General features: G+C 58.6%; 25 protein-coding genes and 2 tRNA genes. 17 read left to right on the forward strand and 10 right to left on the reverse strand.

Going from position 1 to position 26269, the window contains the following annotated elements; genetic code table 11:
• Nucleotides 1-33 precede the first annotated feature (33 nt).
• The 5 genes from AB4P92_RS13535 (at nt 34) to AB4P92_RS13555 (ending at nt 4244) form a co-directional block, all read left to right on the forward strand.
• Nucleotides 34-2259, forward strand: a complete 2226-nt coding sequence (locus tag AB4P92_RS13535) for an AsmA family protein (protein WP_395599524.1) — start codon at nt 34-36, stop codon at nt 2257-2259.
• Nucleotides 2256-3323 (forward strand): A/G-specific adenine glycosylase, encoded by a 1068-nt coding sequence (gene mutY, locus AB4P92_RS13540; RefSeq protein ID WP_395599525.1) that lies wholly within the window; start codon nt 2256-2258, stop codon nt 3321-3323. The genes AB4P92_RS13535 and mutY overlap by 4 nt, the downstream gene beginning before the upstream one ends.
• Nucleotides 3320-3592 (forward strand): oxidative damage protection protein, encoded by a 273-nt coding sequence (locus AB4P92_RS13545; protein WP_008024947.1) that lies wholly within the window; start codon nt 3320-3322, stop codon nt 3590-3592. Before mutY ends, AB4P92_RS13545 begins: the two co-directional genes overlap by 4 nt.
• Before the next feature lie 103 nt (nt 3593-3695).
• A tRNA-Phe gene (locus AB4P92_RS13550) sits at nt 3696-3771 on the forward strand.
• A gap of 125 nt (nt 3772-3896) precedes the next feature.
• Nucleotides 3897-4244, forward strand: coding sequence for a hypothetical protein (locus tag AB4P92_RS13555; RefSeq protein ID WP_395599526.1), 348 nt, complete (start codon nt 3897-3899; stop codon nt 4242-4244).
• 13 nt (nt 4245-4257) lie between these two features.
• Here the strand turns inward: AB4P92_RS13555 and AB4P92_RS13560 are convergent, their stop codons facing one another.
• Nucleotides 4258-4539 carry a YceK/YidQ family lipoprotein gene (locus AB4P92_RS13560; protein WP_395599527.1) on the reverse strand — a complete coding sequence of 94 codons (282 nt, stop codon included), beginning with the start codon at nt 4537-4539 and terminating at the stop codon, nt 4258-4260.
• Nucleotides 4540-4914: 375 nt separating this feature from the next.
• Here AB4P92_RS13560 and AB4P92_RS13565 point away from each other — a divergent pair, with 375 nt between their 5' ends.
• The 4 genes from AB4P92_RS13565 to AB4P92_RS13580 all read left to right on the forward strand — a co-directional run bounded on the left by AB4P92_RS13565 (nt 4915) and on the right by AB4P92_RS13580 (nt 7917).
• Nucleotides 4915-5973 carry a YhcG family protein gene (locus tag AB4P92_RS13565; protein ID WP_395599528.1) on the forward strand — a complete coding sequence of 353 codons (1059 nt, stop codon included), beginning with the start codon at nt 4915-4917 and terminating at the stop codon, nt 5971-5973.
• A 67-nt stretch (nt 5974-6040) separates the two neighbouring features.
• Entirely contained in the window at nt 6041-7015 is a 975-nt protein-coding gene (locus AB4P92_RS13570) for an alpha/beta fold hydrolase (RefSeq protein WP_261736219.1), read from the forward strand.
• A gap of 29 nt (nt 7016-7044) precedes the next feature.
• Nucleotides 7045-7458: a hypothetical protein gene (locus AB4P92_RS13575; RefSeq protein ID WP_042557187.1), complete on the forward strand. Its 414-nt coding sequence runs from the start codon at nt 7045-7047 to the stop codon at nt 7456-7458.
• A gap of 6 nt (nt 7459-7464) precedes the next feature.
• Nucleotides 7465-7917, forward strand: a complete 453-nt coding sequence (locus tag AB4P92_RS13580; RefSeq protein WP_395599529.1) for a hypothetical protein — start codon at nt 7465-7467, stop codon at nt 7915-7917.
• A 70-nt stretch (nt 7918-7987) separates the two neighbouring features.
• Here the strand turns inward: AB4P92_RS13580 and gabP are convergent, their stop codons facing one another.
• Nucleotides 7988-9379: a GABA permease gene (gene gabP / locus AB4P92_RS13585; RefSeq protein ID WP_042557183.1), complete on the reverse strand. Its 1392-nt coding sequence runs from the start codon at nt 9377-9379 to the stop codon at nt 7988-7990.
• 553 nt (nt 9380-9932) lie between these two features.
• Between gabP and AB4P92_RS13590 the strand changes: the two genes are divergently transcribed.
• The 8 genes from AB4P92_RS13590 (at nt 9933) to AB4P92_RS13625 (ending at nt 15694) form a co-directional block, all read left to right on the forward strand.
• The gene (locus tag AB4P92_RS13590; RefSeq protein WP_042557182.1) at nt 9933-10706 is read left to right on the forward strand and encodes an ABC transporter ATP-binding protein; all 774 of its coding nucleotides are present in this window, start codon (nt 9933-9935) and stop codon (nt 10704-10706) included.
• Between the two features lie 13 nt (nt 10707-10719).
• Nucleotides 10720-11469 (forward strand): ABC transporter substrate-binding protein, encoded by a 750-nt coding sequence (locus AB4P92_RS13595; RefSeq protein WP_042557181.1) that lies wholly within the window; start codon nt 10720-10722, stop codon nt 11467-11469.
• 78 nt (nt 11470-11547) lie between these two features.
• Nucleotides 11548-12243: an ABC transporter permease gene (locus AB4P92_RS13600; protein WP_047299331.1), complete on the forward strand. Its 696-nt coding sequence runs from the start codon at nt 11548-11550 to the stop codon at nt 12241-12243.
• Nucleotides 12240-12929, forward strand: a complete 690-nt coding sequence (locus AB4P92_RS13605; protein WP_395599530.1) for an ABC transporter permease — start codon at nt 12240-12242, stop codon at nt 12927-12929. The genes AB4P92_RS13600 and AB4P92_RS13605 overlap by 4 nt, the downstream gene beginning before the upstream one ends.
• Nucleotides 12910-14145 (forward strand): methyltransferase, encoded by a 1236-nt coding sequence (locus AB4P92_RS13610; RefSeq protein ID WP_395599531.1) that lies wholly within the window; start codon nt 12910-12912, stop codon nt 14143-14145. Before AB4P92_RS13605 ends, AB4P92_RS13610 begins: the two co-directional genes overlap by 20 nt.
• A gap of 418 nt (nt 14146-14563) precedes the next feature.
• Nucleotides 14564-14639, forward strand: a tRNA-Thr gene (locus AB4P92_RS13615).
• Between the two features lie 199 nt (nt 14640-14838).
• The gene (locus AB4P92_RS13620; RefSeq protein WP_395599671.1) at nt 14839-15048 is read left to right on the forward strand and encodes a hypothetical protein; all 210 of its coding nucleotides are present in this window, start codon (nt 14839-14841) and stop codon (nt 15046-15048) included.
• Between the two features lie 85 nt (nt 15049-15133).
• On the forward strand, nt 15134-15694 hold the full coding sequence (locus AB4P92_RS13625; protein WP_395599532.1) for a DUF6998 domain-containing protein: 561 nt from the start codon (nt 15134-15136) through the stop codon (nt 15692-15694).
• Here AB4P92_RS13625 and AB4P92_RS13630 read toward each other — a convergent pair.
• From AB4P92_RS13630 to AB4P92_RS13665, 8 genes are all read right to left on the reverse strand, one after another.
• A complete protein-coding gene (locus tag AB4P92_RS13630; RefSeq protein ID WP_395599533.1) occupies nt 15691-15921 on the reverse strand; it encodes a hypothetical protein in 231 nt (76 codons plus the stop codon). The genes AB4P92_RS13625 and AB4P92_RS13630 overlap by 4 nt on opposite strands.
• A 50-nt stretch (nt 15922-15971) precedes the next feature.
• On the reverse strand, nt 15972-16409 hold the full coding sequence (locus AB4P92_RS13635; protein WP_395599534.1) for a cell wall hydrolase: 438 nt from the start codon (nt 16407-16409) through the stop codon (nt 15972-15974).
• 284 nt (nt 16410-16693) lie between these two features.
• On the reverse strand, nt 16694-17095 hold the full coding sequence (locus tag AB4P92_RS13640; RefSeq protein ID WP_395599535.1) for a DUF1353 domain-containing protein: 402 nt from the start codon (nt 17093-17095) through the stop codon (nt 16694-16696).
• The gene (locus tag AB4P92_RS13645) at nt 17092-17703 is read right to left on the reverse strand and encodes a DUF4376 domain-containing protein (protein WP_395599536.1); all 612 of its coding nucleotides are present in this window, start codon (nt 17701-17703) and stop codon (nt 17092-17094) included. Before AB4P92_RS13645 ends, AB4P92_RS13640 begins: the two co-directional genes overlap by 4 nt.
• A gap of 784 nt (nt 17704-18487) precedes the next feature.
• On the reverse strand, nt 18488-18907 hold the full coding sequence (locus AB4P92_RS13650) for a hypothetical protein (protein WP_395599537.1): 420 nt from the start codon (nt 18905-18907) through the stop codon (nt 18488-18490).
• 11 nt (nt 18908-18918) lie between these two features.
• A complete protein-coding gene (locus AB4P92_RS13655) occupies nt 18919-19272 on the reverse strand; it encodes a hypothetical protein (protein WP_395599538.1) in 354 nt (117 codons plus the stop codon).
• Nucleotides 19272-20192 carry a carbohydrate-binding protein gene (locus AB4P92_RS13660; protein WP_395599539.1) on the reverse strand — a complete coding sequence of 307 codons (921 nt, stop codon included), beginning with the start codon at nt 20190-20192 and terminating at the stop codon, nt 19272-19274. Before AB4P92_RS13660 ends, AB4P92_RS13655 begins: the two co-directional genes overlap by 1 nt.
• Entirely contained in the window at nt 20189-26212 is a 6024-nt protein-coding gene (locus AB4P92_RS13665) for a tape measure protein (RefSeq protein ID WP_395599540.1), read from the reverse strand. Before AB4P92_RS13665 ends, AB4P92_RS13660 begins: the two co-directional genes overlap by 4 nt.
• Between the last annotated feature and the right edge of the window lie 57 nt (nt 26213-26269).

The following is a 26269-nucleotide window of genomic DNA, read 5'->3' on the forward strand; positions in this document are numbered from 1 at the left end:
ATTACGAATTCGACTAATTACAAGGACTCGCCCATGAAAGCGTTCGGCAAAATCCTGGGTCTGGTACTTCTCGGGCTGTTGCTGATCATTGTGGCGGCAGGCTTTGCCCTGACCCACCTCTTCGATCCCAACGACTATAAAGACGAGATCCGCCAGATAGCCCGCGACAAGGCCCACATCGAGCTGACGCTCAATGGCGATATCGGTTGGAGCCTGTTCCCGTGGCTCGGCCTGGAATTGCACGAAGCCAGCGTCGCCACCCTCGCCAAACCTGCCGAACCATTTGCCGACTTGCAGATGCTCGGTCTGTCCGTGCGCGTGCTGCCGCTGTTGCGCCGCGAAGTGCAGATGAGCGATGTGCGCGTCGAAGGTCTCAACCTGCGCCTAAACCGTGACAAAAACGGCCATGGCAACTGGGAAGATATCGGCAAGGCGCCAGTCGCGCCTGGTGCAACGCCGCAGGCCACTGCTCCCGGTCAACCCGCCAGCGAGCCCACTGTAGCGGTGGAAAAACCGGCGCAGCCGATCCGCCTCGACATCGACAGCCTGACCGTCAACAACGCCCGCGTTGAGTACACCGATGAACTGAGCGGCAAGCAGTTCAGCGCCGAGAGCATTCAATTGAGCACCGGCCCGGTGCACGACTCGACCAACATCCCGATCAAGGCCACGGCATTTCTCGGCACCAATCAACCGGTGTTGCGCGTGCGCACCGAACTCAACGGCGAGCTGCGCTTCGAGCGCGCCCTGCAACGCTACAAATTCGAAGACATGAAGCTCTCTGGCGAAGTGGCGGGCGATCCGCTGCAAGGCAAGACCATGACCTTCTCCGCCCAAGGGCAAATATTGCTCGATAAAGCCGCGAACGTCGCCGAATGGACCGGAATCAAGATCTCCGCCAACCAATTGCGCGCCTTGGGTGAACTGAAAGCCAACGACCTCGACAAGACCCCGCAGATCACTGGCGGCATCTCGATCGCCCAGTTCGATCTGGCAAAATTCGTCGACAGCATCGGCCAGAAACTTCCGGCCATGGCCGAAGGCAGCCTGAGCAAAGTCGAACTGGTCAGCCGCATTGCGGCCACACCGACCAGCGTCGCGTTCGACAACATCAACCTGAAACTCGACGACAGCAGCTTCAGCGGCCGTATCGCCGTCGAAGACTTCGCCAAGCAATCGTTACGGGCGACCCTCAAGGCAGACACCTTCAACGTCGACCGTTACCTGCCGCCGAAATCGGAAAAGGCCAACAACGCCACGCAAACCCGTCAGGCCGAAGTCGCCAGCACCGAAGCCAATGCCATCGCCGGTGCGGGTTCTACACCGCTGCCAGACAAACCGAGCAAAACCGCTTGGAGCACCGAGCGCCTGCTGCCGGTTGAACGCCTGGCCAAACTCGATGTGGACGCCGACCTGACTTTCGGCCAACTGACCCTCGACAAACTGCCGATCCAGAATGCCGCGCTCAAAGCCACCGGCCAGGGCGGCCTCCTGACCCTCGGTAACCTCAGCGGCGAGCTGTACAACGGCGGCTTCGAAGCCAAAGGCACCCTCGACGTGCGCCCGAGCGCCCCGGTGCTCAACCTGCAGACCAAAATCAACCGGGTGCCAGCGGAAAAAATCCTCGAAAGCCAAGGCAAAAAACCGCCCGTCACAGGTTTGGTCACGCTCACCAGCAACCTCACCGGCAGCGGCAACAGCCAACAGGCGTTGATCGACAGCCTCAACGGCAACGCCAGTTTCGTCATCAACAACGGCGTGCTGCTCAACGCCAACCTTGAGCAGCAACTGTGCAAAGGCATCGCCACCCTCAATCGCAAATCACTCAGCGGCGAGCCACGGGGCAAGGACACTCCGTTCCAGGAACTCAAGGGCAACCTGACCTTCCGTAACGGCGTTGCCAGCAACCCGGACCTCAAGGTTCGTATTCCGGGCATGACCGTCAACGGTGACGGCGACATCGATCTGCGGGTGCTGGGCATGGACTACCGCGTCGGCATCATCGTCGAAGGCGACACCAGCGCCATGCCGGATCCGGCGTGTCAGGTCGGCGACAAATTCGTCGGCATCGAGTGGCCACTGCGTTGCCGGGGTCCGCTGGAACTGGGCGCCAAGGCGTGCCGTCTGGACAACGAACGCATGGGCCAGGTCGCGAGCAAACTGGCCGGCGACAAACTCAGCGAGAAGATCGACGAGAAACTTGGCGACAAAGTCAGCCCGGAATTGAAAAACGCATTGAAGGGGCTGTTCAAGCGATGAGAGCGGAGCAGTTTTCAGAGGCGGTGCTGGATTGGTTCGACCGCCATGGCCGCCACGATTTGCCTTGGCAGCAGAACATCAACCCGTATCGGGTGTGGGTGTCGGAAATCATGTTGCAGCAGACTCAGGTCAGCACTGTGCTCAACTACTTCGACCGCTTCATGGCCGCGCTGCCAACGGTCGAAGCACTGGCCGAAGCGCCGGAAGACGAAGTGCTGCACCTGTGGACCGGCCTGGGTTACTACACCCGCGCACGCAATCTGCAGAAAACCGCGAAGATCGTCGTCAGCCAGTACGCTGGCGAGTTTCCGCGCGATGTCGAGAAGCTGGTGAAGCTGCCGGGTATCGGCCTGTCCACCGCTGGCGCCATCGCGAGCATCAGCATGGGCCTGCGCGCGCCGATCCTCGATGGCAACGTCAAACGCGTTCTGGCGCGTTTTACCGCGCAAGAGGGCTACCCCGGCGAGCCGAAGGTCGCCAAACAGCTGTGGGCCAACGCTGAGCGCTTTACGCCGCACGATCGGGTCAACGCCTACACACAGGCGATGATGGATCTCGGCGCCACGCTGTGCACCCGCAGCAAGCCAAGCTGCCTGCTGTGTCCGCTGGAGCGTGGCTGCGAAGCCCACATGCTCGGCCTGGAGACGCGCTATCCGATTCCCAAACCGCGCAAAGCCATCCCGCAGAAGCGCACGCTGATGCCGATGCTGGCCAATGGCAAAGGCGCGATTCTGCTTTATCGCCGCCCCTCGACGGGTTTGTGGGGCGGTTTGTGGAGCCTGCCGGAACTCGATGACCTCGACGACCTGCAACATCTCGCCGATCAGCACTCGCTGGCACTGGGCGAGCAGCAGGCGTTGCCGAGCCTCGTCCACACCTTCAGCCACTTCCAATTGTCCATCGAACCCTGGCTGGTTCAGGTACAGGAGGCCAGCCATCACGTGGCCGAGGCCGACTGGCTCTGGTATAACCTCGCCACCCCGCCGCGCCTGGGCCTCGCCGCCCCGGTCAAGACCTTGCTCGAACGCGCGGCCGCCGTATTGAATGCAGGAGAGTCAGCATGACCCGCACCATCATGTGCCGTAAGTACAAAGAAGAACTGCCCGCTCTGGAACGCGCCCCTTTCCCGGGCGCAAAAGGTCAGGATATTTTTGACCACGTCTCGGCCAAGGCCTGGGCCGACTGGCAGAAACACCAGACCCTGCTGATCAACGAAAAACGCCTGAACATGATGAACGCCGAAGATCGCAAATATCTTCAGGGCGAAATGGACAAGTACTTCTCCGGCGAGGAATACGCCAAGGCCGAAGGCTACGTTCCGCCTGCGGAGTAACCCCGCAAAATCGGGGGTCGGATCGTAAGCGACGGAATTAATTTAAGAAATTTTAAAAAAGTCGTTGACGAGAATCCGAAAAACCCTTTTAATGCGCCCCGTTGCCCAGATAGCTCAGTCGGTAGAGCAGGGGATTGAAAATCCCCGTGTCGGCGGTTCGATTCCGTCTCTGGGCACCAAATACCGAAAACCCTGAATCGCAAGATTCAGGGTTTTTTTATGCCTGCGATTTGACGAGGGCTGTTGCCGCCCCAGGGATTCGCGATACCTTGGCCGCCCCTTACGGAAGAGGGTCACCCCCGCGATGAACCAGAAACGACCCCGCATCCCCCTGCCCCATCCGCCGCCCTATCGCCCAAGCCGGGTGACTTACTGGCTGACCGTTCTCGTTGCCGTGCTGATGGCCTTCGCCATCAGTGCATCGATCTGGATGCTGATCGACAGCTGGGTCACTGGCTCCATCACCACCAACAATCGCGGCCCGCGCAGCACCTACACCCTGGCCCTGCAACCTCGGCGGTTCTGGATTGAGTTTGTGTGGCAGAGCATAGGCACTGTTTTTTTGCTGGTGATCGGGGTGTTCGGGTTATGGGCATATCGCAAAGCGCAGGAGTCTGTGGAAAAACCCAAGGGCAAGCGCACAAAGCGATAAACCAGGGCTGCTTTCAGAGGGCGTTGACGTAATCGACTGGCAGCAAGACCGTGTCCACTGCAGCATCTACCGGCAGGGACACCACCGTGATCAGCGGGCAGACGATCATGATGTAACAGATGACGGCATGGGGCATGCCGTCTCCCCCTCTCACGCCAAGCAAGTGCAAGTTGCCATCAACACCTTTGTAGTAAGGCTCTGCAGAGTCACCGTTCAATCGCCCGATCATTGCTCCACAACCGGCCAGCATCAACATCAGGCCCACCACTGAGCCAATACGCAAAATCCTTTTCAAACCAGCGCGTCCTTAATCACCAAACATGAGGCGCGGGATTGTACCTGCGTCTCAACTTTGCAATCACACTGATCGCTATCCCGCTTCATTCCAGTGGAACACCAGATTGCGCCGTTATGACGACTCCCGGGCTGTTGCAGAGCACAACAGTTACCTTTTGTTTGATCAAAAGCGCGAGGGCCGCGTTCTAGAAAGATTTGAACTTGGCGCTCGTACGAAATGGACTACAGACCGAAGCCACCTGAAACGCTTTCACCAGCAACTTCCTGCAACAACGATCCCGTCTTCCTGCTGACTTCACAGCCTCGCCCGACATCCCTGGCCAGCGACTGCCGGCATGCTTGCGCTCCTTTTTCCAATGACGTGGAAGACCCGATGAGCAAGCTTGAACCTGCCGACACGCAAGATCCGAAAATCGATTCATTGCTGGGCGATCTTGGCGAACTGATTCGCCAGGCTCGGCAAAAAGTGCTGCGTGTGGTCGATACGATTCAGGTTCAGACCTGCTGGCAGATTGGCCGGCATATTGTCGAGTTTGAACAGGAAGGAACCAAACGAGCGGGATACGGCAAGCAACTGTTGGCCCTGTTAGCGCACGAACTGAAGGCGCAGTTCGGCAAAGGCTTTGATGAGCGAAATCTGCGTTACATGCGCAGCTTTTATCAGCTTTTCCCAATTTGGAACGCAGTGCGTTCCGAATTGAGCTGGACCCACTATCGCAGGTTGCTCAGGGTCGAAAGTGAAAAGGCTCGCCAGTGGTATATGGACGAATGCGCCACCCTCAACTGGTCGAGCCGCGCCTTGGATCGCCAGATCAATACGCTCTACTACGAGCGCCTGCTAATGAGTCGGGACAAGGCAGGCGTAATAGAGGAAGCTACCACCAACATCGCCGCACTGAACTGCAATCCACGCGAGTTCATCCGCGACCCCGTCATTCTCGAATTTCTCGGCCTGCCATCTCCGGGCAAGGTCAATGAAACGGGGCTTGAGCAAGCACTCATTGATCACTTTCAAAGTTTTCTGCTCGAACTCGGCAAAGGTTTCTCGTTTGTCGCCCGCCAGCAACGAATCAGTACCGATGGCGTAGACCTGTACATCGATCTGGTGTTTTACAACTATCTACTCAAATGTTTTGTGATCATTGACCTTAAGCGCGGCAAGCTCAGCGCACGCGATGTCGGGCAAATGGAAATGTACGTACGCATGTACGACGAGCTCAAGCGAAGTGAAGGCGACAAACCGACAGTCGGAATCATCTTGTGCGCAGAAAATAGCGAATCTGTCGCGCGCTACTCAATACTCAAAGGCAATGAGCAGCTGTTCGCCAGCAGCTACAAAACAGTGCTACCAAGCGAGGAGGAACTTCGCGCAGAGCTAAATCGAGAACAGGCATTGATCGAGGATCGCTTGCTTACCGAATCTATCGAGTAAGCACTGCAGATTGTCCCTTTAAGGTGCTGCGACTATCGTGGGCAGCATCCCGCAAAGGTCGAGCACCATGAGCTGTCAGGACACGCCCCCATTGCAAGCTGCGCAGCGCAAGCCGCCATTGGCTGCCGAGCTTCAAGGTGATCCGTTCAAGGAAACAGCCCCCGACGGTTTTGTCCTTGGTGGTTTTACCTGGCGCCATGCCCTGCCCGACACCCAGTGTCCGGTGGTGATCATCAACGCCGCCACTTCGGTGCACTGCCGTCATTACTCGCGGTTCGCTGCCTATCTGTTCGCCAATGGCTTCGACGTCATCACCTACGACTACCGTGGCATCGGTGAATCTCGACCCGGTTCGATCAAAGGCCTTAACGCCTCATGGACAGACTGGGGCGCGCTGGATTTCGAGGCGATGCTCCTGCGCGCACAACGGGAATTCCCCGGGCAGCCAATCGATGTTGTCGGCCACAGTTTTGGTGGCTGCGCGGCTGGCCTCGGTGAGTCCGGACAGGTCATCCGACGGCTGGTAACCGTCGGCGCGCAGTTCGCCTACTGGCGCGATTACGCGCCTGAACAGCGCTGGCGGATGTTCGGCAAATGGCACCTGCTGATGCCGCTGTTAACGCTGTTCTGCGGTTACTTCCCCGGCAAACGTCTCGGCTGGCTGGAAGACACGCCGGCAGGCGTAGTGCGCGACTGGAGCACGCCCACTGCGCGTTACGAACGTCGTCCAAGCGGCAGAGCGATGTTGGCGAGAACAGGCCAACTGCCCTTTACCAACGTCCGCGCACAGACCTTGGCGATCAGTATCAGCGACGACCCTTACGGCACGATTGCAGCCATCGAGCGCCTGCTCAGCTACTTCAGCCATGCGCCAAAAACCCACCTGCGCATCGCCCCGCAGGACATCGGTGAGCAACAAGTCGGACATTTCGCCTTTTTTCGCAGCGCATACCAAGCCACACTATGGCCCATCGCTCTGAACTGGCTGCAAACCGGCAAACTGGCCCCCGACACACCGGGGCGGGAAGTACCGCGCAGCTGAGCCTCATTCAACGCACGACGGAACACACCATGGCCTCTGCCAACAAGCAGCAAAAACGCGCCGCCCGGGCCAAAACCAAGGCCAAGCAGAACCGCACCAAACGCGCCGAGGCGCCGGTCGAGCTGGACCCGAACGATGACCGTATCGACTTCGAGTCGGTGGACCTGACCGAGCTGTTCAAGAAAATGATCGACGCCGAAAAGATCAGTCAGCAAGCGATGTGCACCGCATTCCTCGAAGACCCGCTGCTGGAACTGGTCTACGAGCAAGAAGGCGAAGAAGGCTCCATGGATTTCATCCTCGCAGCGCTGATCGAGTATCGCCAGTGGTCGCAGGAAACCGACGAGGCCGGCGCGCTGGCGTGGATCGAATCCCCCGCGTTCCAAGCCGACTATGTGGCGGCGTCCGACGCTATCGCTGCACAAACCCAACAGAAGAACTGAGTTCCCATGGCATCCCTGAACAAGCAACAAAAACGCGCCAAACGCGCCAAGGCCAAAGCCAAGCAAATCCGTATGGTTGGCCGCAAGCCGCTGGACCAGAACGAAGACCTCGGCCACCTCGCCGAGCCGATCCCTGAATACACTCTGGCAATGTTCAGCAAAATGCGCGACGCCGAAGCCGTCAGCCGCAACGAGATGCTGCTGACACTGCTGCGCGAACTCGCGGTCATCATCATTGATCACCCTGATCTGCTGGACATGGAAAACGCCGAAAACGAAGGCATGGCCGCCACCCACCTGGCCGCCGACATGTTGATCGACTACCGCATGTGGGCCGATGGCATGACGATCGAAGCCGCCCAGGCCTGGCTGAGCGAGCCGCAGTTCATCACCGACTTCGGGATTGCGCTGGATACGTATGCCAAGTCAGTGGAATCGCAGGAAGAAAAGAGCGAGTAATCCGCTCTCACAAACAAAAACGGCCGCTAGTCATCACTGACAGCGGCCGTTTTGTATTACGCGCTACGGATCAGTTCAACACCACCGCACCACGTTTTTCCTGCTTGCGACGGCGAGACACCAGCAGACCGGTCGCCACCACCATCAGGCTCAGCAGGCCGGTGGCGAGGATTTCCACGCGGTGCGCTTCCTGAAACAACATGATGGTCAGGGCCGCGACGATGAAGATGATCACCGCGTAGGTCAGGCCCGGGAACAGCCACATGCTGAAATCGATTTTCTCGCCACGGGCCATGCGCTGTTTGCGCATCCGCAGTTGCGAGAACGCGATCACCAGGTATACCAACAGTGCGATCGCACCGGAGCTGGCCAGCAGGAATTCGAACACGGCAGCCGGGGCCACGTAGTTGGCGAATGTGCAGAGGAACGCGGCACCAGTGGACAACATCACCGCCCAGTAAGGCGTACCGCTTTTGTTGGTGCGAGTCGACATGGCCGGTGCGTCACCGCGCTTGCCGAGGGAGAACAGCATGCGCGATGAGGTATAGAGCGCCGAGTTCAGGCAGCTGGTTACAGCGACCAGAACCACGATATCGACGATCATTTTCGCGTTCGGGATGCCCATGCGCTCCAGCACAGTCTGGTAGGAACCGAGGTTCGCCAACATAGGATCGTTCCATGGCACCAGCGCCACGACGATGAAGATCGACACGAGGTAGAACAGGCCGATCCGCCAGATTACCGAGTTGGTGGCCTTGGAGATCTGCTTGCCCGGGTCCTTCGATTCCGCGGCCGCGATGGTCACGATCTCGGTCCCCATGAACGAGAACATGGTGGTCAGAATCGCGCCCAACACCGCGCCCATGCCGTTAGGCAGGAAGCCGCCGCTGTCGAACAAGTGCGAAACGCCGCTGACCTGGCTGTTCGGCAGGTAGCCGAAAATTGCCGCAAGACCGAGCCCGATGAACCCGATGATCGCCAGCACCTTGACCAGTGCAAACCAGAATTCGAACTCGCCGTAGTTCTTCACGCTGAAGAGGTTAGTCACGGTCAGCAGCAGGGTGATGACCAGCGCAAACGCCCAGATGCCTACATCGGGGAACCACGCGTGCAGGATGGTCGCGGCGGCGTTGGCTTCCAGCGGAATCACCAACACCCAGAACCACCAGTACAACCAGCCGATGGTGAAGCCGGCCCAGTGCCCGATGGCGCGGTCGGCATACGTCGAGAAAGAGCCGGTGTCGGGCGAAGCAACCGCCATTTCGCCGAGCATCCGCATCACCAGCACCACCAGGGTACCGGCGGCTGCATAGGCCAGCAGCACTGCAGGACCTGCGGCGGCGATGGCGTGGCCGGAGCCAACGAACAGACCGGCGCCGATAACACCGGCGATCGACAACATGGTCACATGACGCGGTTTGAGCCCCTGTTCGAGGCCATTGGAGCTTGGGGTACTGCTCATCGAAACTACCTTTGCAAGGAAAGCGATTGCGTCCGGCCCGTCCGGAATTTCCTTTTCGTAAAAAGAAACCAACGGGGCGTTCCTTATTCTGCACGCAATAATTGCGCCAAAATATTTCAAACTCTTTCAGGACGGGGCTTTGCGCGCGACCGGACAGTCATCGCAAGTCCTTGGATTTAATGGCAATCTGCCAGAGCGTTACCCTGCGACTCACTTTGAAGACGAATCCGCGCACCAGAAACACACTGAAAAATTGTGGGATGCACAATAAAAGGGCGAATCGGGAACGTTCGGCCGGATAGCGCTTCCAACACCCCGCCAAAGCTGGCAACATCGCGCCTTTTTTTACGCGACACCCACGCGATTGCACGTTCAAACACCCGTTCGGTTGTTGATGGGGCGACAGTCTGCTGTGCTGATGCGACAACCCGCCACATGCCACCCGTTTACCGCTCGTAGCGCTGTTGGCTGCCATTGAAACGCTATGCTAGCTTGGCCGCCTCGCCAGGAAGGCCATCCAACAGCAGGAGCGCAACATATATGAGGAACGCACATGGCTGAGGCCACGCCCGCGCTTGAAATCCGCAACTTGCACAAACGCTACGGACAGCTTGAGGTGCTCAAAGGCATCTCGCTGACCGCCCGCGACGGCGATGTGATCTCGATCCTGGGTTCCTCCGGTTCCGGCAAGTCCACGTTCCTGCGTTGCATCAATCTGTTGGAAAACCCGCACCAGGGCCAGATCCTGGTGGCCGGTGAAGAACTCAAGCTCAAGGCCGCCAAGAATGGCGAACTGGTTGCCGCTGACGGCAAACAGATCAACCGCCTGCGCTCCGAGATTGGTTTTGTGTTTCAAAACTTTAATCTGTGGCCGCACATGAGCGTGCTCGACAACATCATCGAAGCCCCGCGCCGCGTGCTCGGCCAGAGCAAGGCCGAAGCCATCGAAGTCGCCGAAGCACTGCTGGCCAAGGTCGGCATCGCCGACAAGCGCCACGCCTACCCGGCGCAACTGTCCGGTGGCCAGCAGCAACGCGCGGCCATCGCGCGCACGCTGGCGATGCAACCGAAGGTGATCCTGTTCGACGAGCCCACCTCCGCCCTTGACCCGGAAATGGTTCAGGAAGTACTTAGTGTCATCCGCGCATTGGCCGAAGAAGGCCGCACCATGCTGCTCGTGACCCACGAAATGGGCTTCGCCCGTCAGGTCTCCAGCGAAGTGGTGTTCCTTCACCAAGGCTTGATAGAAGAGCAAGGATCGCCACAGCAGGTGTTCGAAAACCCGCTTTCGGCGCGCTGCAAACAATTCATGTCCAGCAACCGCTAACGGAGCAACATGCATGCAGAACTATAAAAAGGTCTTCCTGGCTGCGGCCGTCTCGCTGGCGTTCAGCGCCGGTGCCATGGCCGAAACCCTGAAGATGGGCATCGAAGCGGCTTACCCGCCGTTCAACAATAAAGACGCCAGTGGCAACGTGGTCGGCTTCGACAAAGACATCGGCGACGCCCTGTGCGCCAAGATGAAAGTCGAGTGCACCGTAGTCACTTCCGATTGGGACGGCATCATCCCGTCGCTGAACGCGAAGAAATTCGACTTCCTGATCTCGTCTTTGTCGATCACCGAAGAGCGCAAAGGCGCGGTGGACTTCACCGACCCGTACTACTCGAACAAGCTGCAGTTCATCGCACCGAAAAACGTCGACTTCAAAACCGACAAGGACTCGCTCAAAGGCAAGACCATCGGTACGCAGCGTGCCACGCTGGCCGGCACCTGGCTGGAAGATACCTACGCTGATGACATCAAGGTCAGCCTCTATGACACCCAGGAAAACGCCTACCTCGACCTGACCTCCGGTCGCGTCGACGCCATCCTCGCCGACAAGTACGCCAACTATGACTGGCTGAAAAGCGACGCCGGCAAGAACTACGAGTTCAAAGGCGACCCGGTCGTGGAAAGCGACAAGATCGGCATTGCTGTGCGCAAGGGCGATCCACTGCGCGAGAAGCTGAATGCTGCACTGAAGGAAATCGTCGCTGACGGTACCTACAAGAAGATCAACGACAAGTACTTCCCGTTCAGCATCTACTGATCCTGACCTGCGGAACTGGCGCCGTGATTCAACGGCGCCGGCTCCCGACCTTGCCTGCCGCGATTTGAAAAGAAATCCATGATTATCGACCTTTACGGATTCGGCCCGGCGCTCGCCGCTGGCGCGCTGATGACCGTCAAACTGGCTCTCTCGGCCCTGTGCCTGGGTTTGGTGCTCGGGCTGCTCGGCGCCTTGGCCAAGACTTCCCCGTACAAGCCGCTGCAATGGCTTGGCGGCTTTTATTCAACCCTGGTGCGCGGCGTCCCGGAATTGCTCTGGGTACTGTTGATCTACTTCGGTACGGTCAACCTGATGCGCGCGCTCGGCGAGTTTTTCGGCAATCCCGATCTCGCACTTAGCGCCTTCGCCGCCGGCGTCATCGCGCTCGGTTTGTGCTTCGGCGCCTACGCCACGGAAGTGTTTCGTGGCGCAATCCTCGCCATTCCCAAAGGTCACCGTGAGGCCGGCGTGGCCCTGGGCCTGTCGAAATGGCGGATCTTCACCAAGCTGATCATGCCGCAGATGTGGCGCATCGCCCTCCCGGGCCTGGGCAACCTGTTCATGATCCTGATGAAAGACACCGCGCTGGTGTCGGTGATCGGCCTGGAAGAAATCATGCGTCATGCACAGATCGGCGTGACCATGTCTAAACAGCCGTTCACGTTCTATATGGTTGCAGCGCTCATGTATCTCGGCCTGACGGTGGTGGCGATGACCGGCATGCACTTCCTGGAAAAACGCGCCGCCCGCGGCTTTGCGAGGAGCGCTCAATGAACTGGGAAGTCATCATCAAGTGGCTGCCGAAACTGGCGCAGGGCGCGACCCTGACCCTGGAACTGGTGGCCATCGCCGTGATTGCCGGCCTGTTACTGGCGATCCCGCTGGGCATCGCCCGCTCTTCGAAGCTGTGGTACGTGCGTACTTTGCCCTACGCCTACATCTTCTTTTTCCGCGGCACACCGTTGCTGGTTCAGCTGTTCCTCGTCTATTACGGCCTGGCGCAATTCGACGCTGTGCGTAACAGCCCAATGTGGCCGTACCTGCGCGATCCGTTCTGGTGCGCAACGGTAACCATGACCCTGCACACCGCGGCGTACATCGCCGAGATCCTGCGCGGCGCGATTCAGGCGATCCCTCCGGGCGAGATCGAAGCGGCGCGTGCACTGGGCATGTCCAAGCCCAAAGCGATGTTCTACATCATCCTGCCGCGTGCAGCCCGCATCGGCCTGCCGGCCTACAGTAACGAAGTGATATTGATGCTCAAGGCCAGCGCTCTGGCCAGCACCGTCACCTTGCTGGAACTGACCGGCATGGCCCGCACGATCATTGCCCGCACCTATCTGCCGGTGGAAATCTTCTTCGCCGCTGGTGTTTTCTATCTGGTGATGGCTTACGTGCTGGTGCGCGGCTTCAAGCTGCTGGAGCGCTGGCTGCGCGTCGATGCCTGCCAAGGGCGATGAAACTTCCCACGTGCTGACGGGCGAAGACTTACTCGCCCGCTTCACGGCACTGGATACTTTTCTGACAGCGCATCAGGCGTTGTGGAAACCTCGACCGTTCACTCATCTGCAGCTTCCCTGGGAAGCGTCCTACCCGGAGCTGGCCTCATGGCTACGCGGGCGGTCGCTGCAAGATGCGGAAAATGCTCACAACCACCCTGCCAATCTTGCCGATGCGCCGGAGCCGTTCGCTTCATTGGCGGCGTTGTCGGCTGAACTGAGTGCGGTCGGAGAGTTGCCCGGGCATGCGCTGGAAGCTGCAAGCCAGCGCTTGAATGTGGATGTACCGGGGCGTAAATGGCAGCAGATCGAGGCGTTCGGCAGTCGACTGTCCTTCGCATCGCAACCGACGCATTGGCTGGACTGGTGCTCCGGCAAGGGACACTTGGGGCGGCGTCTGCTGAGCACCGGGCAACAACTGACGTGCGTTGAGTACGATCCGGCGCTGGTTGCCAGTGGTCATGCGCTGAGCCAGCGCCATCAATTAAACGCGCAGCATGTTGAACAGGATGTTCTGGCGGCAGATGCTTCAGCCGTATTGAACGCACGTCACACTCCAGTTGCCCTCCACGCCTGCGGCGATCTGCATGTGCGACTGATGCAACTGGCCAGCGCCGCCGGTTGCCGACAAATGGCAATCGCCCCGTGCTGCTACAACCGGATCAATCGCACGGAATATCAGGCGTTATCCTTGGCCGCCTCGGGATCGCTCCTACGGCTCTCGCTAGAAGATCTGGCGCTGCCGATGAGCGAAACCGTCACCGCCGGTGCCAGAGTCCGACGCCAACGCGACACCTCCATGGCAAGACGCCTTGCCTTTGACTTGCTGCAACGGCAACTGAGCGGCATCGACCAGTACCTGCCAACCCCTTCGCTACCCAGCGCCTGGCTGGAAAAAACCTTCGCCGATTACTGCCTCGATCTGGCAGCGCTCAAAGAGTTATCCACAATCGGCTCGCAGGATTGGCCAGCGCTGGAGGCGGCCGGTTGGCAGCGGTTAGCCGAAGTTCGCAACCTGGAATTACTTCGCGGATTATTCCGGCGACCACTCGAACTTTGGCTAAATCTGGATCGAGCACTTTTCCTTGCCGAACTGGGATACGTCGTGCGCCTTGGCACCTTCTGCGATGCGCCGCTCACACCGCGCAATCTACTGCTGCTCGCAGAACGTGCTTAAAACACTCCAGCCTGTGGATAACTCTGTTGATGAAATTCTTGTGGATCCAATATCCACGGCTGTTTCGAAGCCTTAACACTGCTGGTCATTTTTTGTTCACATAAATAAAAAACCAGTAAAACAGGGATTTGCGGACAAAATGAGAACGCGTCCACAAATACTCGCACTTGAGCGCGGGCACGCCGATCAGTTGTGCATAAGCTTCCATTCAAAACGGCATAAATCACTTAATACGAGGCAGATCTGACGGAAAAAATCGCCGCCTCAGGCGAGCAATACAAACCTTGAAAGTGCCTGTTTTCAAGGGTGAAAACCCAGAGATTTCGCCTTCGTTGAGCTTGATCCTGCACCGGCGTAAAAATAGTCTGAATTCAGGGGTTTACAGATTTAACCCAATCGCTATAATCGTCGCCCACACGCCGGTATAGCTCAGTTGGTAGAGCAACTGACTTGTAATCAGTAGGTCCCGGGTTCGACTCCTGGTGCCGGCACCATACAAAACAAAGGCTTGCAGCGATGCAGGCCTTTCGTTTGTCTGCAATACGTACAAATAGACGTACATTGTTTTTCAGGCGCTACGATTTATCCACAGAATCGATTCCGACCCAATATCGGGAATCCCCAGGTCCGTTCCTGCGGAATGAACCGCCACCCTCCCTACTGCTGCCCTGTCCTCATCAGCTCAGGACGTCAATTACCAGCTCAGACCTGATCCCTCCCCTGCTCTACAAGATCAACGAAAACCAGCTCGCGCTCGAAGCAGCCATCATGGAACTGTCCAACAGGGTCGAGCAGCAAGGATCGTCCGAGGTCGCCGACAACGTGCGCGGCGCCCTGGACACCATCGACAAGAACGAAGGGTTCCTCAAGCTGACGCTCGCAGTGCTGATGACGCCCGAATGATTTTTATCCAACACGGAGCCGAAAAAAGGTAGCTTGTAGCGCACCACTAACAGCGCCATCTCGGCTAAATAGTCCAGAGCAAAAAATGATTACTGCAGATCGCATACAGCAACTCTTTGACCAGTACTTTGATCTACTTTTGCTCGAAACCGCTGAGTTTGGTGTGAGGCCCACAGAGCTCAGCCATCTGACGGGCCGCATTGGTGAGTTCTATTGCGCCCTCCAAGTAGGTGGGACCCTTGCACACATTACCAACCAGCATGGCTTTGACGTTATTTGTCGAAATGGGCGAAGAATCAGCGTAAAAACCACCGCGCAACTGACCGGTTTTGTCCCAATCGGAAAGTCGACACTCGGTAAAGTCGATGACCTGATGATCATTCAATACAATGAAGGGGCCTTATTTACCATTTACTACGGTCCGATCGGACCCGCTGTAGCGGCTGCCCGGTACTACGCACCCGATGGTAAGTATGAACTAGACATTACGAAAGCTCGCCGCCTGATGGCTGCATCAGCGCCTCTGCCGTTAACTTCATTCACAGCGGCCGAGCAAATCGAGTGTTCAAGCTCTACCGCGACTGGAAGCGTCCTCAACCAAGGGCCCGCGCTGATCCAGTCGATGGAGACCGGCAGCCTGATCTAAGTAGGCGCCAACTCCTTAAGCCGTTCCTCGGTCTCGGCATCGAAGATCACATAGAGCCGGTCAATCGTCGCCTCGTTCAAGGCCCGGGCCGACTCAAGGCCAAGAACGAAACCCTCCGCCTTTGCACCCGCCTTCGCCGCAATGATCATCGAGTCCGCCCGGGCGATCTGCGCGAGTAGCTTGTCGGCCGCCCGCTCAATGTTTGGGCTCAGTTCTACACCTTCCATGCTGCCTCCTGTTCGCTTGAAATCAGCAACAGGATAGCGTCACTTGCGGGCTAAGGCACATCCTTGAAAAATACGTGATGCCCGAGCTTCAGCGTCTGCTTCGCACCCTTCGCCCACGTTGGTGGTCGCGGCATGGTCGTCGCGTAATAGTGAGTGGCGCCGTTCGTTGGATCCGGCGCCGCACTGTCGATCACATGGTCAGCCGCCATCCGCGCCCGGGCGAGCTCTCGCGCTGGGATTGGCTTCGCGCCACTCAGGTACGGATAGTTCGGATCGTTCTTGTTCCAGCAGCTGAACTGCCACGGCTTCAGGCACACGCCGGCGTAGCCCTCGCCCCACCAATCCGGCTTGCCGTCGTTGTGCAAATCCATCTCCACCCGGTTGCGGATGGTCCACGCAACAGCAATCTGGCCGATGACGTCTTCACCACGGGCCTCGCCATAAAGCGTGCGCGCGAGGATGTCTCGGTCTTTCTCAGTGACGGTCATACTTTTCTCCAGGCAAAAAGAAACCCGCACTCGGCGGGCTGGATAGCTGAAATTTGTAGTCGTTACAGGTGGAGCGACGGTTGGCGGGCGCGCCTCCGACTGGTAGGCTCCGCGGCACGCTCTTCTGTCATAAAGGGGTCAGAGGAGAATAGAGACCCCGGCGATTGCGAACCGCCGGGGTTTTGCTTTTCCATTCCCGCTGGTAGCATCGCGGCAAGTTTTGGATGTTCCCCATCTGAGAAATAGAAGCCCTGGTGATTACAGCTCACCGGGGCTTTGTCTTTTCAATCCCCAGACGAAGAAAACCCCGAACTTGTCGGGGTCTTGTACTGCTTGGCGCCGCCTAGCCTGACTCCTAGCCAGAATAAATAGGCTCGCCAGCGCGCCACCCCTTCAGCACGTAACGCCCGGTACAGCACCGCATCCGCTTCCTTGCGACTGATCTGGCCATCCTCATAAAGCCAGTCATGCACCGTGGCCGCGTAGTTGCCGTACCCCGACACCAGTGCGAACAGTACAAACAGGAATGCATTGTGCAGCACCTTGATGCTGGCAAAGTCAGTGACGAAGCCAGCCGGCACAGTGATCGTGCGTTCGTCCTCATCGGCCAGCACCAGGTCAGCCAGTAGCGTGTACGTGCGCCGGTCGGTCTGCTCGGTTTTTAGGGTCGTGACGAAGCGGCTCATACCGGCCACCCCTCTTCCAGCATCTCAGCGGTGATCGAGCCGTCGGCCACTGCGCCGAGAAGCACATCCTCACGGTCAAAACAGAGCTGAACGTGTTCGCTTACGGCGTCGGCAATCGCCAGCACCTGGGCGGCTGGCAGATCGACAAAGCCGTCTGAGGTTTTCCAGCGCAACACGTAGTCAGTGCTCCGGTACGCCCGCAATGCCGAGCCATTGATCAGCGTCTTGCTGCGGTCGTCGGTATCGATCGGCATGCCGGCGATCATCGTGCCGGATGTCTCGGCGGCATAGCGACGAGCCGCAATCCGATCGCGCCAATCAGCAGCAAGCAGCGCATCCCGAGCCGCCTTTTCGGCCGCTGTCATAGCCACCTGCTTGCGGGCGACCTTCACCACTTTGCGCTCGGCGTCGATGGTCAATACCTCGGCGCCCCACTTCTTGTCGGCGCCGAGTTCGCCTTCAGTGTTTTCTTCGGGCCACCAGGCCACACCCTGCACGCCTAGCGCCGGATCGGTCCACGACAGATCGGTGAGCGATTCAGGCAGCAAGCCTTGCAGGAACTGCGGAAGCGGTTCGCGCGTTGCGATACCTTTTTCAACCTTTACCATAGTTCGATCCTCACTCCGCCATAACCACCTACGGACCCAGTTCCTCCTGAAGCCCCTACTGCGCGGCAACCGCCTCCACCGCCCCAATTACCGCCGTTCCCCCCGCTTATAGTGACCCGGAGTTGCCCTGCACTCCCCCAATATTCCCCGGTAGATCCGCCGTCGATACCCCCTGATGTAGCGTTAGGCGCCCCCCTTGCCATTACGCCCCCGCCTCCCCCTGCGCCAACAGTGGAGCCGCTAGATCCTACGCCACCGCCACCGCCATCTACAGATGAGCCGCCAACGGTAGATCCGCCAACCGCTCCGCCATTCCCACCATTGGAATTAGGTCCGGCCGCCCCGCCCCCGCCTGCGTTAACCCCGGAACCGCCCGTGAAATTGAAGTCACCCCCGATCCCTGTTCCGCCCGCCCCGGATACCTTACCCCCATTACCCGTAAGGGAAACGGCGCCGAAAGACGCGGTAGACGCAGCACCGTCGCTATTTGTCGCGGGTATGGATGCTGCGCTATATGAGATTGCCAGCCCTTGCACTACAGGAAGAATGCCGGTTCTCGCCAAACCGCCACCGCCACCGCTATTGCTCAAGGTAAGAGAACCAGAGCCACCGGCCCCTACTGCCGTAACGCGAAAAAACGAGAACCCGTCAGGAATCGTATAGGTGCCGGAAGCCCCGTTTATGAAATCGACAATGGTCGGATTTATCGTCTTTAACCCACCGCCGGCTTTTCTAGGCAGCCCGAAAGGATTGCCTAGCGGATTTCCCAGTTCCCGGCTGCCCATTACAGGTTGCCCCACTGAGCCGTAAAAACTATGCCAGCAGCTAGTGCCACTTGGGAGCCCGCATAGAGGGCGTCACCCGCCTCAAGGCGGATCGGCGTGTCGTCGCTAATGTTGCCAAAAACCGTTTCAGGGATGGCAGTGGTAGAGGCGAGGGTGTATCCGGCCATCAGCTCGGAATCGATCAGGTTGAATACGGTCGGGGCGGAAGACTTCACAAGAAACAGAACCAGGGACGAAGCTGTAACCGTCGCTCTTGGGATCGCCGTCAGCTTAGTGACCAGTGCCCCATTAGAACCAGCGGTACAAACAGGAACAGCGCCAACGATACTGGATGTACCGATACCGGTAACGGCTGTCGGCGCGATGGCGGACTGCGTTTTGTAGGTCTGAACAAAGGGTGCGGTAAATGTATTGGCCATGTTTTTAATTCCTAAAAAGAGAGGGCGACGGCATGCAACAAAGCGAGATTGCCGATTGAGCCAGGGGCGGATTCGGCGGCAGTTGCTGATGCGGCAGCATTGTTTGCGGCTGCCGTGGCAAGGGCGACTTGCGCGGCGGCTGCACCGCCTGCTCCGCTAGCAATGGCAGCTTGCTCAGTCGCGGTTTGCGCAGCCGTTGTGGCGGACAGAACTGCTGCATTGATGCCCGGGATAACGCCCGCATTCATCTCGTCAACGTAGTTATCTTGAGCGGTCAGCGAGGCGCCGGCCTTCGTGTCAAAAACTGCTTCGGCGTCTGTCGGTAACGGGGGGGGCGGAAACGGCGTGAGTAGCGGAATAGCCATTACATGAGGCTCCTTACTTTGAGTGTGTATTCGCCACGGTTGTACGTCGGCAGGCCTATGTCGAAGTCGTCGAATATCCCAACGATGACGGTGTAATCGAGTTCACTTGCGCCTACGTAAAGGGCGGGTGAATCGTCGAGCGCATCGAGCGTTCGCTGCGCGCTGGATATCTGATCGCCATCGATCACGACTTGGAAGTCGATTGATCTGCGTCTTCCGCGCCCGGTAATGGTCATGCTTCCGTCGAACTCTTCCCTCACGGTTGAGTACTTCTTTCGACCTAGCGATGTTCCATAGATAGCGGTGCCGATGCTCTTGGCCCAGCCGATGACAATCATCCCCACGCGAGCTGTGCCGCCCGGCGCGCTGACAACCACGCGGATATCTGCGTTATTGAATGGCGGCAGATCGAACTCGGCCAAGTTGTCCCTGGTAACGAACTGGCCGAAGAAGTACTGATACCAGCTGCCCCCTGCCTTGCTCGACATGGCAAAGGTCTTGTCATATACCGGGTCTGTTACCCCTGGCACGGTCATGACGATCCGCACCGATGAGGCGTAAACCCCGACGAGGCCTATGGCGTTGATGCGCTGGCCAGGCCGGATAGTGAAGTCGATGACATTCGGTGCCGCCGTGAATGTCCCGATCTTCCAAGTGTTGCCAATGTTCTTGTTGAACATCCTGTACTTGTTGACCCATCCGAGGTTCTGCCAGGCAGCTGGCGAAACCGTATCAGTCACTGGGTTGCGGTTTGTATGCGCAACCAGTGCCTGATAATTGATACGGTCAATAGTTACAAAGTCCCCGATGACGTATGCCGTAGTTGCCGACCAAGCTGCATAGTCGGCATCAGGCAGGGCGTTAATTATCATCTTCGCCGGGGTTATCTCTATCCCCGGCACCACTTTCATCTGGCTCATGCGGCCGCCTTAGTTTCAACTGTGCCGTTGATTTGCACGCCAGAGTTGACGAGCGTGTCGATACCGTCCGCGACACCCTTCGTGAGTCTCGCCATATAGGAAGCGTTGCTCTTGATCTCTTCGCGTAGAGCTCGCACTTCCGCAGCTGTCGCGCCCGAATCACCACCCCGCAGCATCGATGCCGTTTGGTTCGCGTTGAAGATCCGGCTCGGTCCAGTAACATCCAGTTGCGGGCCGGCCTCACCGATACCGCCGCCAGTCGAAAATGCTGGCAACTGCCCAGCGTTCATCTGATCGAGCAGACCGGTACCAAACATCTGCACCGCGTCAGCACTCATGACGTACTCGCCGTTGGAAAGTCGGGCGAAAATGCTGTCACTGGTGCCGGTGCCTGGGCCATTGATCAGGCCGCCAGTGGCATAGCCAGGAATACCGAGATACTTCCCGGCATTGGCCTTGGTCGCTGCCGACTCCGCGCTATTGCCCATCGCCCCTTGAGCGATAGCCTTGGCGATCTGGTCATAGCCCATCGCGCCGGACTGCAGTTGCGCAGCCCAGAATGCAGCGCCCGCCTCATCCCCTTTGGTCCCGCGCCCGAGCACCGACTGATAAAGCGTGTCGACGATGGTGGCGTTGTTCTGAGGGGTGTTGGCAGATGGCTTGGTGCCGACGCCTGCAAGCGCCGCCACGACCGCCGCATTCATCGCGTTGATTGCAGCAGTGACACCCATCACCGAGTTGTCGACGCCGTTTAGCGCATCCATCTGCGCTTGAGCGAAGGCCAGCTGCTGATCGAATGCCGTCATTTGTGCTTCGTACGCTGCCTTGGCCAGTTCGACTTGCGTCTCCAGACCCTTCAGCGACTTCTCGGCGGTGGTCAGCTGCTTGCCGTTGATCCCGTTCAGTTCGGCAACAACGTTGGCCGTGCGGCCTTGATCCCGTGCGAAATCCTCCATGGAGCCGTACAGGTCAGTGTTGTTATTGCTGACGGTGTCGAGTGCGTCTTCCAGACCGGTGAAGCCGGACAGCGACCCACCAGCACGAGCTGTTGCCAGCGCGCTTTGCAGCGTGGCCTGAGCCTGGGCGCGCAGCATCTTCACGGCCTCATCCGAATCGCCGCGCAGTGCCTTGAGTGCAGCGCTCAGATCATTGCCAACAGAAGTCAGGCCGGTGACGTTCTCCGTCGCGGTGCTAACCATGTCGCCGAGTGAAGCGTTCGTTGCGTTGTAAGCATCTTGCGCGGCTTTTTGCTGGGCCGAGATCGAGCGCTGCAGCGTCGACAGTGAAGAGCTGACTGCGCCAAACAATGCGTCTTTAAGAGTCTGCGCCGCTTCCTGCGCCGTAGCCTCCAACACATCGAACACAGTTCCAGCAGCGCCCGCCACGCTCATCAGCGTGTTGTACATCGCTTTGCCGGTGGCAGTGGTGGTGTCCAACGCTTCGATCATGTCCCGGAACCCTTCACGGGTTGCAGGCAGGATCACGCCCATCTCTTTCAGGCGCTCCGTGGTTTCCTTGGTAGTGCGCGCCGTGTTCTCCGAGGCGCTGAAAAACGCGCTGTAGTATTCCGACTCTCGCTGCTCAAGGATCGCGTAGGCCGATGCAGCAGATGCTGCGTGCATGGTCATGGCATTGAACACTGCCTGACCGTATGCACTGGTCATGTCCAACTGCTGCAGCATGTCCTTGTAGGCTTCGCGTGTGCCAGGCAGGACCAACTCCAGAGCGGCGAACTGCTGAGTGACCGCCGCCAACGCGTCGCCGCTCTTCTGCGTATCGTCCGTGAAATTGTCGTAGTAGCTGGCAACGTTGGCGCGCAATGCGTCCATCCCGCCCGCAATCGACGCCAGCGCCTCAACGGCACGGCCGCCGGCGACGGTGAAGCCAACCATCTTCACGTCGAACTTTTCGAAGATGCTGTTCACTTCGTACAGGTTGTTGACGAAGCTGGTCAGGCCATCGAGCGTGAAACCGTCCAGACCTGAGCCGGTCGCGGCATTGATGGCGGAAACAGCGGAATCACCCAGGGTGGTGAACCATTTGTCCAACTCTTCCTGGATCGCTTCGGGCGTCTTGCCCTGCGTGCTGATCTTGCTGGCAGCCACGTTCAAGCCATCGAACACCGACTCGCTGAGCTGTACGCCCAAGGCCGAGAACAGGCCCATAGAATTAAGCAGCTTGTCGTTGTACGCAGCACCGAGAGCGTTTTCCGTCTCGGCGTCCAGCTCGCTGTAGCGCGTGCGCTTCTTGCTGCTGGAGAACAGGCCGCCTTTCTTCTTCTGGTAAATGTATTGTTGCGCATCGAACTCGCCATTTTCGACACCGAGCGAGATACCGCCGTCCTTGGTTTCCCATGCGCCCCCGAACAGCTTCTTGCCCACCGCACCCCATACCGCCTGGTGCAATGTCGATCCGCTGATGATTGCAGCAAGCTTGCCGCCAACCAGCTTGCTGTTGATCTTGTCCTGAAAGTCCATGATTCCGGACTGAATCGCCAGCGGCGCCATGGTGGCCTTGCCCGCTGCGGTGTGGCCACCGGTTTCGAGCATATCGCTTGCACTAGGACGAACCCCTGCGTCGTACAGCTTGCCGGACTGGTACATGCCCATCACGATCGCGAGCGGCCACATAGCGGCGGCACTGCTCATCGCGGCTGTGATCTGCCCACCAATCGAAGCCGCAGTAGCCGCAGCCCCCACTTCCGCTGCGGCATACGTGGCTGCCGTGGTCATCGATACGCCGGTGCCAAACTGCGCGCCAAGAGACGCCGCACCCTGCGTGACTGCCCCGGACAGCGCAGCGCTGGTGATGCCCTGCGCGCCAATGGTGGCCGCCGTCTGTGCAGCGGTCGCGCCTGTGAAGGTGGATACCAAAGACTTAAAGCCATTCGACAGCGTGCCACCAATGTTGGACAGCATGTTGCCGTAGTAGCTTGCACCACCTTGAACCGCACCACTGACACCACCGGAGGCGTAGCCCGCCGCAATGTCAGCACCCACGCCAGTAACAGCGCTCCAGGCGGAGTACAGGTTTTTGCCCAGACCAACCATGCCGCCCCATCCGTTGGAGTCGCCACCGGCAGCACCCTGCTGGCCCGTCGCGCTGCCCATCAACTTGCCCCACACCGAGCCAATCCCCTGACCGTTATCCGTACCGGTCAGCCAGTTGCTAAGCGACGCCAGCAACGGCTTGGTGGTGAGCATGTGAGCAATCTCGCCAAAGGCCTGTTTGGCACCCTTGACCAAGCTATCCCACAGGTTGTTCGCGCCACTGCCGATGTTCGCCCAGGCATCAGCGAACACGCCGTCGATGCGATCCACTGCACCCTCGGTCATCTGGCCCCAGATGGTGGCCTTGCTCTGGTTCACCTCATATTCCCGGCCGAGCTTCGCCAGAGCGGATTGGTAGTTGGCCGCGTTTTGCGGATATAGCTCCATTGCAGCATTGAGGGCTTTTTGGTCCTCGGTGTAATCCTTGAGCAGCTTCGCCTCTGGATACAGGCGATCCATGATTCCGCCAGCACTCCCGGCCTGCTGGACGAGTTTGAGCGCCTCCCTCTGAGCCTCGGTCGCAGCCAACATCTGTTTATATTCTTCGCTGCCGACTTCGATGTTCTTGCCTGCAAGCGCGATGGTCAGCGCCTTTTCCGCGTTGTACGCAGCGAGCGCGTCTGCACCCATCAACGTGGCTTTAGCCTGGGCGATCAGATCAGCCGTTTCTTTCCCCAGGTCATAGGCAGATTTGCTAACGGCCAATTTGTCCTGGGCTTCTCTCTCGGCGGTGAGCTTTGCAATAACTTCAGCGCGAGCGGACGCACCGGTTTTCAGCAGCGCCTCTTCAACCTTTTGCTGCAGGCTGAACTCGCGGGATTTGTCTGTGCCTGCCAGGTAGGCAGCAGCCAAACCGGTGGCCGATTGAATAGCGATATCGGCTTGGGTTTTGAGATCAGTGAGGGCCTTAGCCTGGTTTTTCGCTTCGGTCGCAGCTTCCTTTACGGCACCAGTGCCGCTTTTGGTTGCTTTGGTTGCCGCATCGTCCGATGCCTTCTGAGCGTCTTTTGCCGCGGCAGCCGAGCGAATTGCGGTGATCATGCCCTCAGTGAGGTTGGTATTTTCGGCGATGAATCTGTTGGCTGCCTCTAGGTGGGTTTTGTCCTGTGCAGCCCCCAACTGCTTCTGCAGTTGCTCAAGGTACTTTTGCCCAACACCAGCGGCTGCTGCCTTTGCCGCAGCATTCTCGCGCTCAGCCCTCGTCAGACCTTCGGTTTCACCTGTTAGCTGGGAAACGGTGTCCTTTAGCTTGGCAAGTTCAGAATTTGACGTTGCCGCTGCGCCGCCACTTTTCTCAAGCGCGTCAGCAACCTCTGCCGTGACACCTGGTACTTGCCGCACCTGGTCAGCCACGGCCTTCCAGTCAACAACCATTCCGCTTGCTTGGTCAGCCGATGCCTTCTTTACGAGGTCGATGGCTGCCTGGAATTCGGCCGGCAATGGCGCGATGCCTGCCATAAAGCCCGAGGCGCCAGCCAGCCCGGCATTCGTCAGACTGCTCTGGAACTCAAACGCTATCGAGGTGGCTGCGGTCGACAAATCCTCTTGCGCATCGGCGATCGTACTGCGCAACTCGCGCAACGTTACAGACTGGGTGGCCCGGTCAAGCTCGTTGAATTTTTTGGTGAGCTGGTCGATCGGGCCAGAAAGGTCGCCGAGCTTTTTTTCGAGGTCGCCAGTGTTATCGCGAAGAGTCAGAAAGGCAGCGGCCGCGCCCATGGCGAGCATGGCAATACCAACAGGCCCGCCGAGCAGGCCAAGCAGTGGACGCCCAGCGCTTATGACCGCGGACTGCGCAGTGCCAACTGCTGCTGTTGCGCGAGCTTCGACCATGCGGGCCTCTGCAAGCTGCAGGGACATCTGCGTTTGGACGGCCGTGCCTCTTGCCGCGACAGCCTCTTTCTCGGCCAAGAAAACCGCAGTCTGAGCCTTTTTTTGATCAGCCTGGGCGGCGAGCAGCAGTCCGGTTGCTTGCTCGCGACGCGCAACTGCGTCCTCGAGTGCAGCCTTTGTAGCTAATGCGGAGCTCGCTGTCGAAACAACCAAGCCACGCGCATAGAGTGCGAGCGCACCGGTAGCGATGGTCGCTACGATTTCGGCGACTGCGGTGAAGTTGTCGGCGAGTATGGCGATGCCGGACGCAAGTGAACCCGTTCCGTCGGTGGACTCGTTGAGCTGCCCAACGTAGACGGTGAAAGCATTATTCAGCGCGACCAAAGCATCGCGCACTGCAACGCCCATGCTGTCGGCGAGTAACCCGTTGGCTTCGGTGCTTTTTTGTAATCCCTCGGTCAGTGTGTCGAGGCTCAGCTTCCCTTGAGCTCCCAAGTTTTTGATTTCTTCGGCCGACTTGCCGGTTGCGCTGGACAGCGTTTCCACAATGGTCGGCATTGCCGCAAGCATGGCTTGCCACGAATCCGCATCGATCTTGCCGGTTTGCAGGGATTTTGAATAAGCATCAATGGCAGAGCTGGCCTTGTCCGCCGACGCAGAGTTTGTTACCAGCAAATAGCTGAAGCTATCCATGACGTCCATGGATTGATCCGCGCTGAGACCCATCGAGCGAAGACTGTCAGACGTGCGAATGTAGAGCTCTTGAGCCTCTTCAAGCGGACGGTAGGTGCGGTTTGCAGTTGCAAGTAGGCGTTCTTGAACTGTGTTGTATTCGCCAAAACTTTTGGTAGCCATGCCGATACGGTCGGACATCTGCGAATACGAGTCGGCGGTTTTGATGATGGCGCCGATTGATGCGGCGCCAATGGCTGCAGCCAGCGCGTTTTGTATAAGCCCGCCCGCGCTCTGCGCGCTAGCGCCAGCGCGATCAAACGCGGTATCAATACGGCCAAGACTGGTATCCATTTTACCGGCCGACTGCGCAACCGCCGCCTCGCCTCGGGCGATCTCCTGGCGTAGCTGTGCCGTAGTTGCCTCGATACGAATCAGCATGCCTTGAACGTCGGCGTCAGCCATTTACTTTTCTCCAGGCGAAAAAAATCCCGGACATTTGCCGGGATTCGAAATCGCGAA

It is taken from the genome of Pseudomonas sp. A0308 (assembly GCF_044218815.1).
GTDB lineage: Bacteria > Pseudomonadota > Gammaproteobacteria > Pseudomonadales > Pseudomonadaceae > Aquipseudomonas > Aquipseudomonas iridis.

What these genes read in the sequence shown, in the direction of transcription:
- AB4P92_RS13630 (WP_395599533.1), bottom strand. Translation starts at nt 15,921, where the DNA reads ATGGAAGGTGTAGAACTGAGCCCAAACATTGAGCGGGCGGCCGACAAG.
- AB4P92_RS13660 (WP_395599539.1), bottom strand. Translation starts at nt 20,192, where the DNA reads ATGAGCCAGATGAAAGTGGTGCCGGGGATAGAGATAACCCCGGCGAAG.
- AB4P92_RS13625 (WP_395599532.1), top strand. Translation starts at nt 15,134, where the DNA reads ATGATTACTGCAGATCGCATACAGCAACTCTTTGACCAGTACTTTGAT.
- AB4P92_RS13535 (WP_395599524.1), top strand. Translation starts at nt 34, where the DNA reads ATGAAAGCGTTCGGCAAAATCCTGGGTCTGGTACTTCTCGGGCTGTTG.
- AB4P92_RS13640 (WP_395599535.1), bottom strand. Translation starts at nt 17,095, where the DNA reads ATGAGCCGCTTCGTCACGACCCTAAAAACCGAGCAGACCGACCGGCGC.
- AB4P92_RS13555 (WP_395599526.1), top strand. Translation starts at nt 3,897, where the DNA reads ATGAACCAGAAACGACCCCGCATCCCCCTGCCCCATCCGCCGCCCTAT.
- AB4P92_RS13610 (WP_395599531.1), top strand. Translation starts at nt 12,910, where the DNA reads ATGCCTGCCAAGGGCGATGAAACTTCCCACGTGCTGACGGGCGAAGAC.
- AB4P92_RS13635 (WP_395599534.1), bottom strand. Translation starts at nt 16,409, where the DNA reads ATGACCGTCACTGAGAAAGACCGAGACATCCTCGCGCGCACGCTTTAT.
- AB4P92_RS13605 (WP_395599530.1), top strand. Translation starts at nt 12,240, where the DNA reads ATGAACTGGGAAGTCATCATCAAGTGGCTGCCGAAACTGGCGCAGGGC.
- AB4P92_RS13575 (WP_042557187.1), top strand. Translation starts at nt 7,045, where the DNA reads ATGGCCTCTGCCAACAAGCAGCAAAAACGCGCCGCCCGGGCCAAAACC.
- AB4P92_RS13590 (WP_042557182.1), top strand. Translation starts at nt 9,933, where the DNA reads ATGGCTGAGGCCACGCCCGCGCTTGAAATCCGCAACTTGCACAAACGC.
- AB4P92_RS13665 (WP_395599540.1), bottom strand. Translation starts at nt 26,212, where the DNA reads ATGGCTGACGCCGACGTTCAAGGCATGCTGATTCGTATCGAGGCAACT.
- AB4P92_RS13655 (WP_395599538.1), bottom strand. Translation starts at nt 19,272, where the DNA reads ATGGCTATTCCGCTACTCACGCCGTTTCCGCCCCCCCCGTTACCGACA.
- AB4P92_RS13645 (WP_395599536.1), bottom strand. Translation starts at nt 17,703, where the DNA reads ATGGTAAAGGTTGAAAAAGGTATCGCAACGCGCGAACCGCTTCCGCAG.
- gabP (WP_042557183.1), bottom strand. Translation starts at nt 9,379, where the DNA reads ATGAGCAGTACCCCAAGCTCCAATGGCCTCGAACAGGGGCTCAAACCG.
- AB4P92_RS13565 (WP_395599528.1), top strand. Translation starts at nt 4,915, where the DNA reads ATGAGCAAGCTTGAACCTGCCGACACGCAAGATCCGAAAATCGATTCA.
- AB4P92_RS13580 (WP_395599529.1), top strand. Translation starts at nt 7,465, where the DNA reads ATGGCATCCCTGAACAAGCAACAAAAACGCGCCAAACGCGCCAAGGCC.
- mutY (WP_395599525.1), top strand. Translation starts at nt 2,256, where the DNA reads ATGAGAGCGGAGCAGTTTTCAGAGGCGGTGCTGGATTGGTTCGACCGC.
- AB4P92_RS13570 (WP_261736219.1), top strand. Translation starts at nt 6,041, where the DNA reads ATGAGCTGTCAGGACACGCCCCCATTGCAAGCTGCGCAGCGCAAGCCG.
- AB4P92_RS13650 (WP_395599537.1), bottom strand. Translation starts at nt 18,907, where the DNA reads ATGGCCAATACATTTACCGCACCCTTTGTTCAGACCTACAAAACGCAG.
- AB4P92_RS13545 (WP_008024947.1), top strand. Translation starts at nt 3,320, where the DNA reads ATGACCCGCACCATCATGTGCCGTAAGTACAAAGAAGAACTGCCCGCT.
- AB4P92_RS13595 (WP_042557181.1), top strand. Translation starts at nt 10,720, where the DNA reads ATGCAGAACTATAAAAAGGTCTTCCTGGCTGCGGCCGTCTCGCTGGCG.
- AB4P92_RS13600 (WP_047299331.1), top strand. Translation starts at nt 11,548, where the DNA reads ATGATTATCGACCTTTACGGATTCGGCCCGGCGCTCGCCGCTGGCGCG.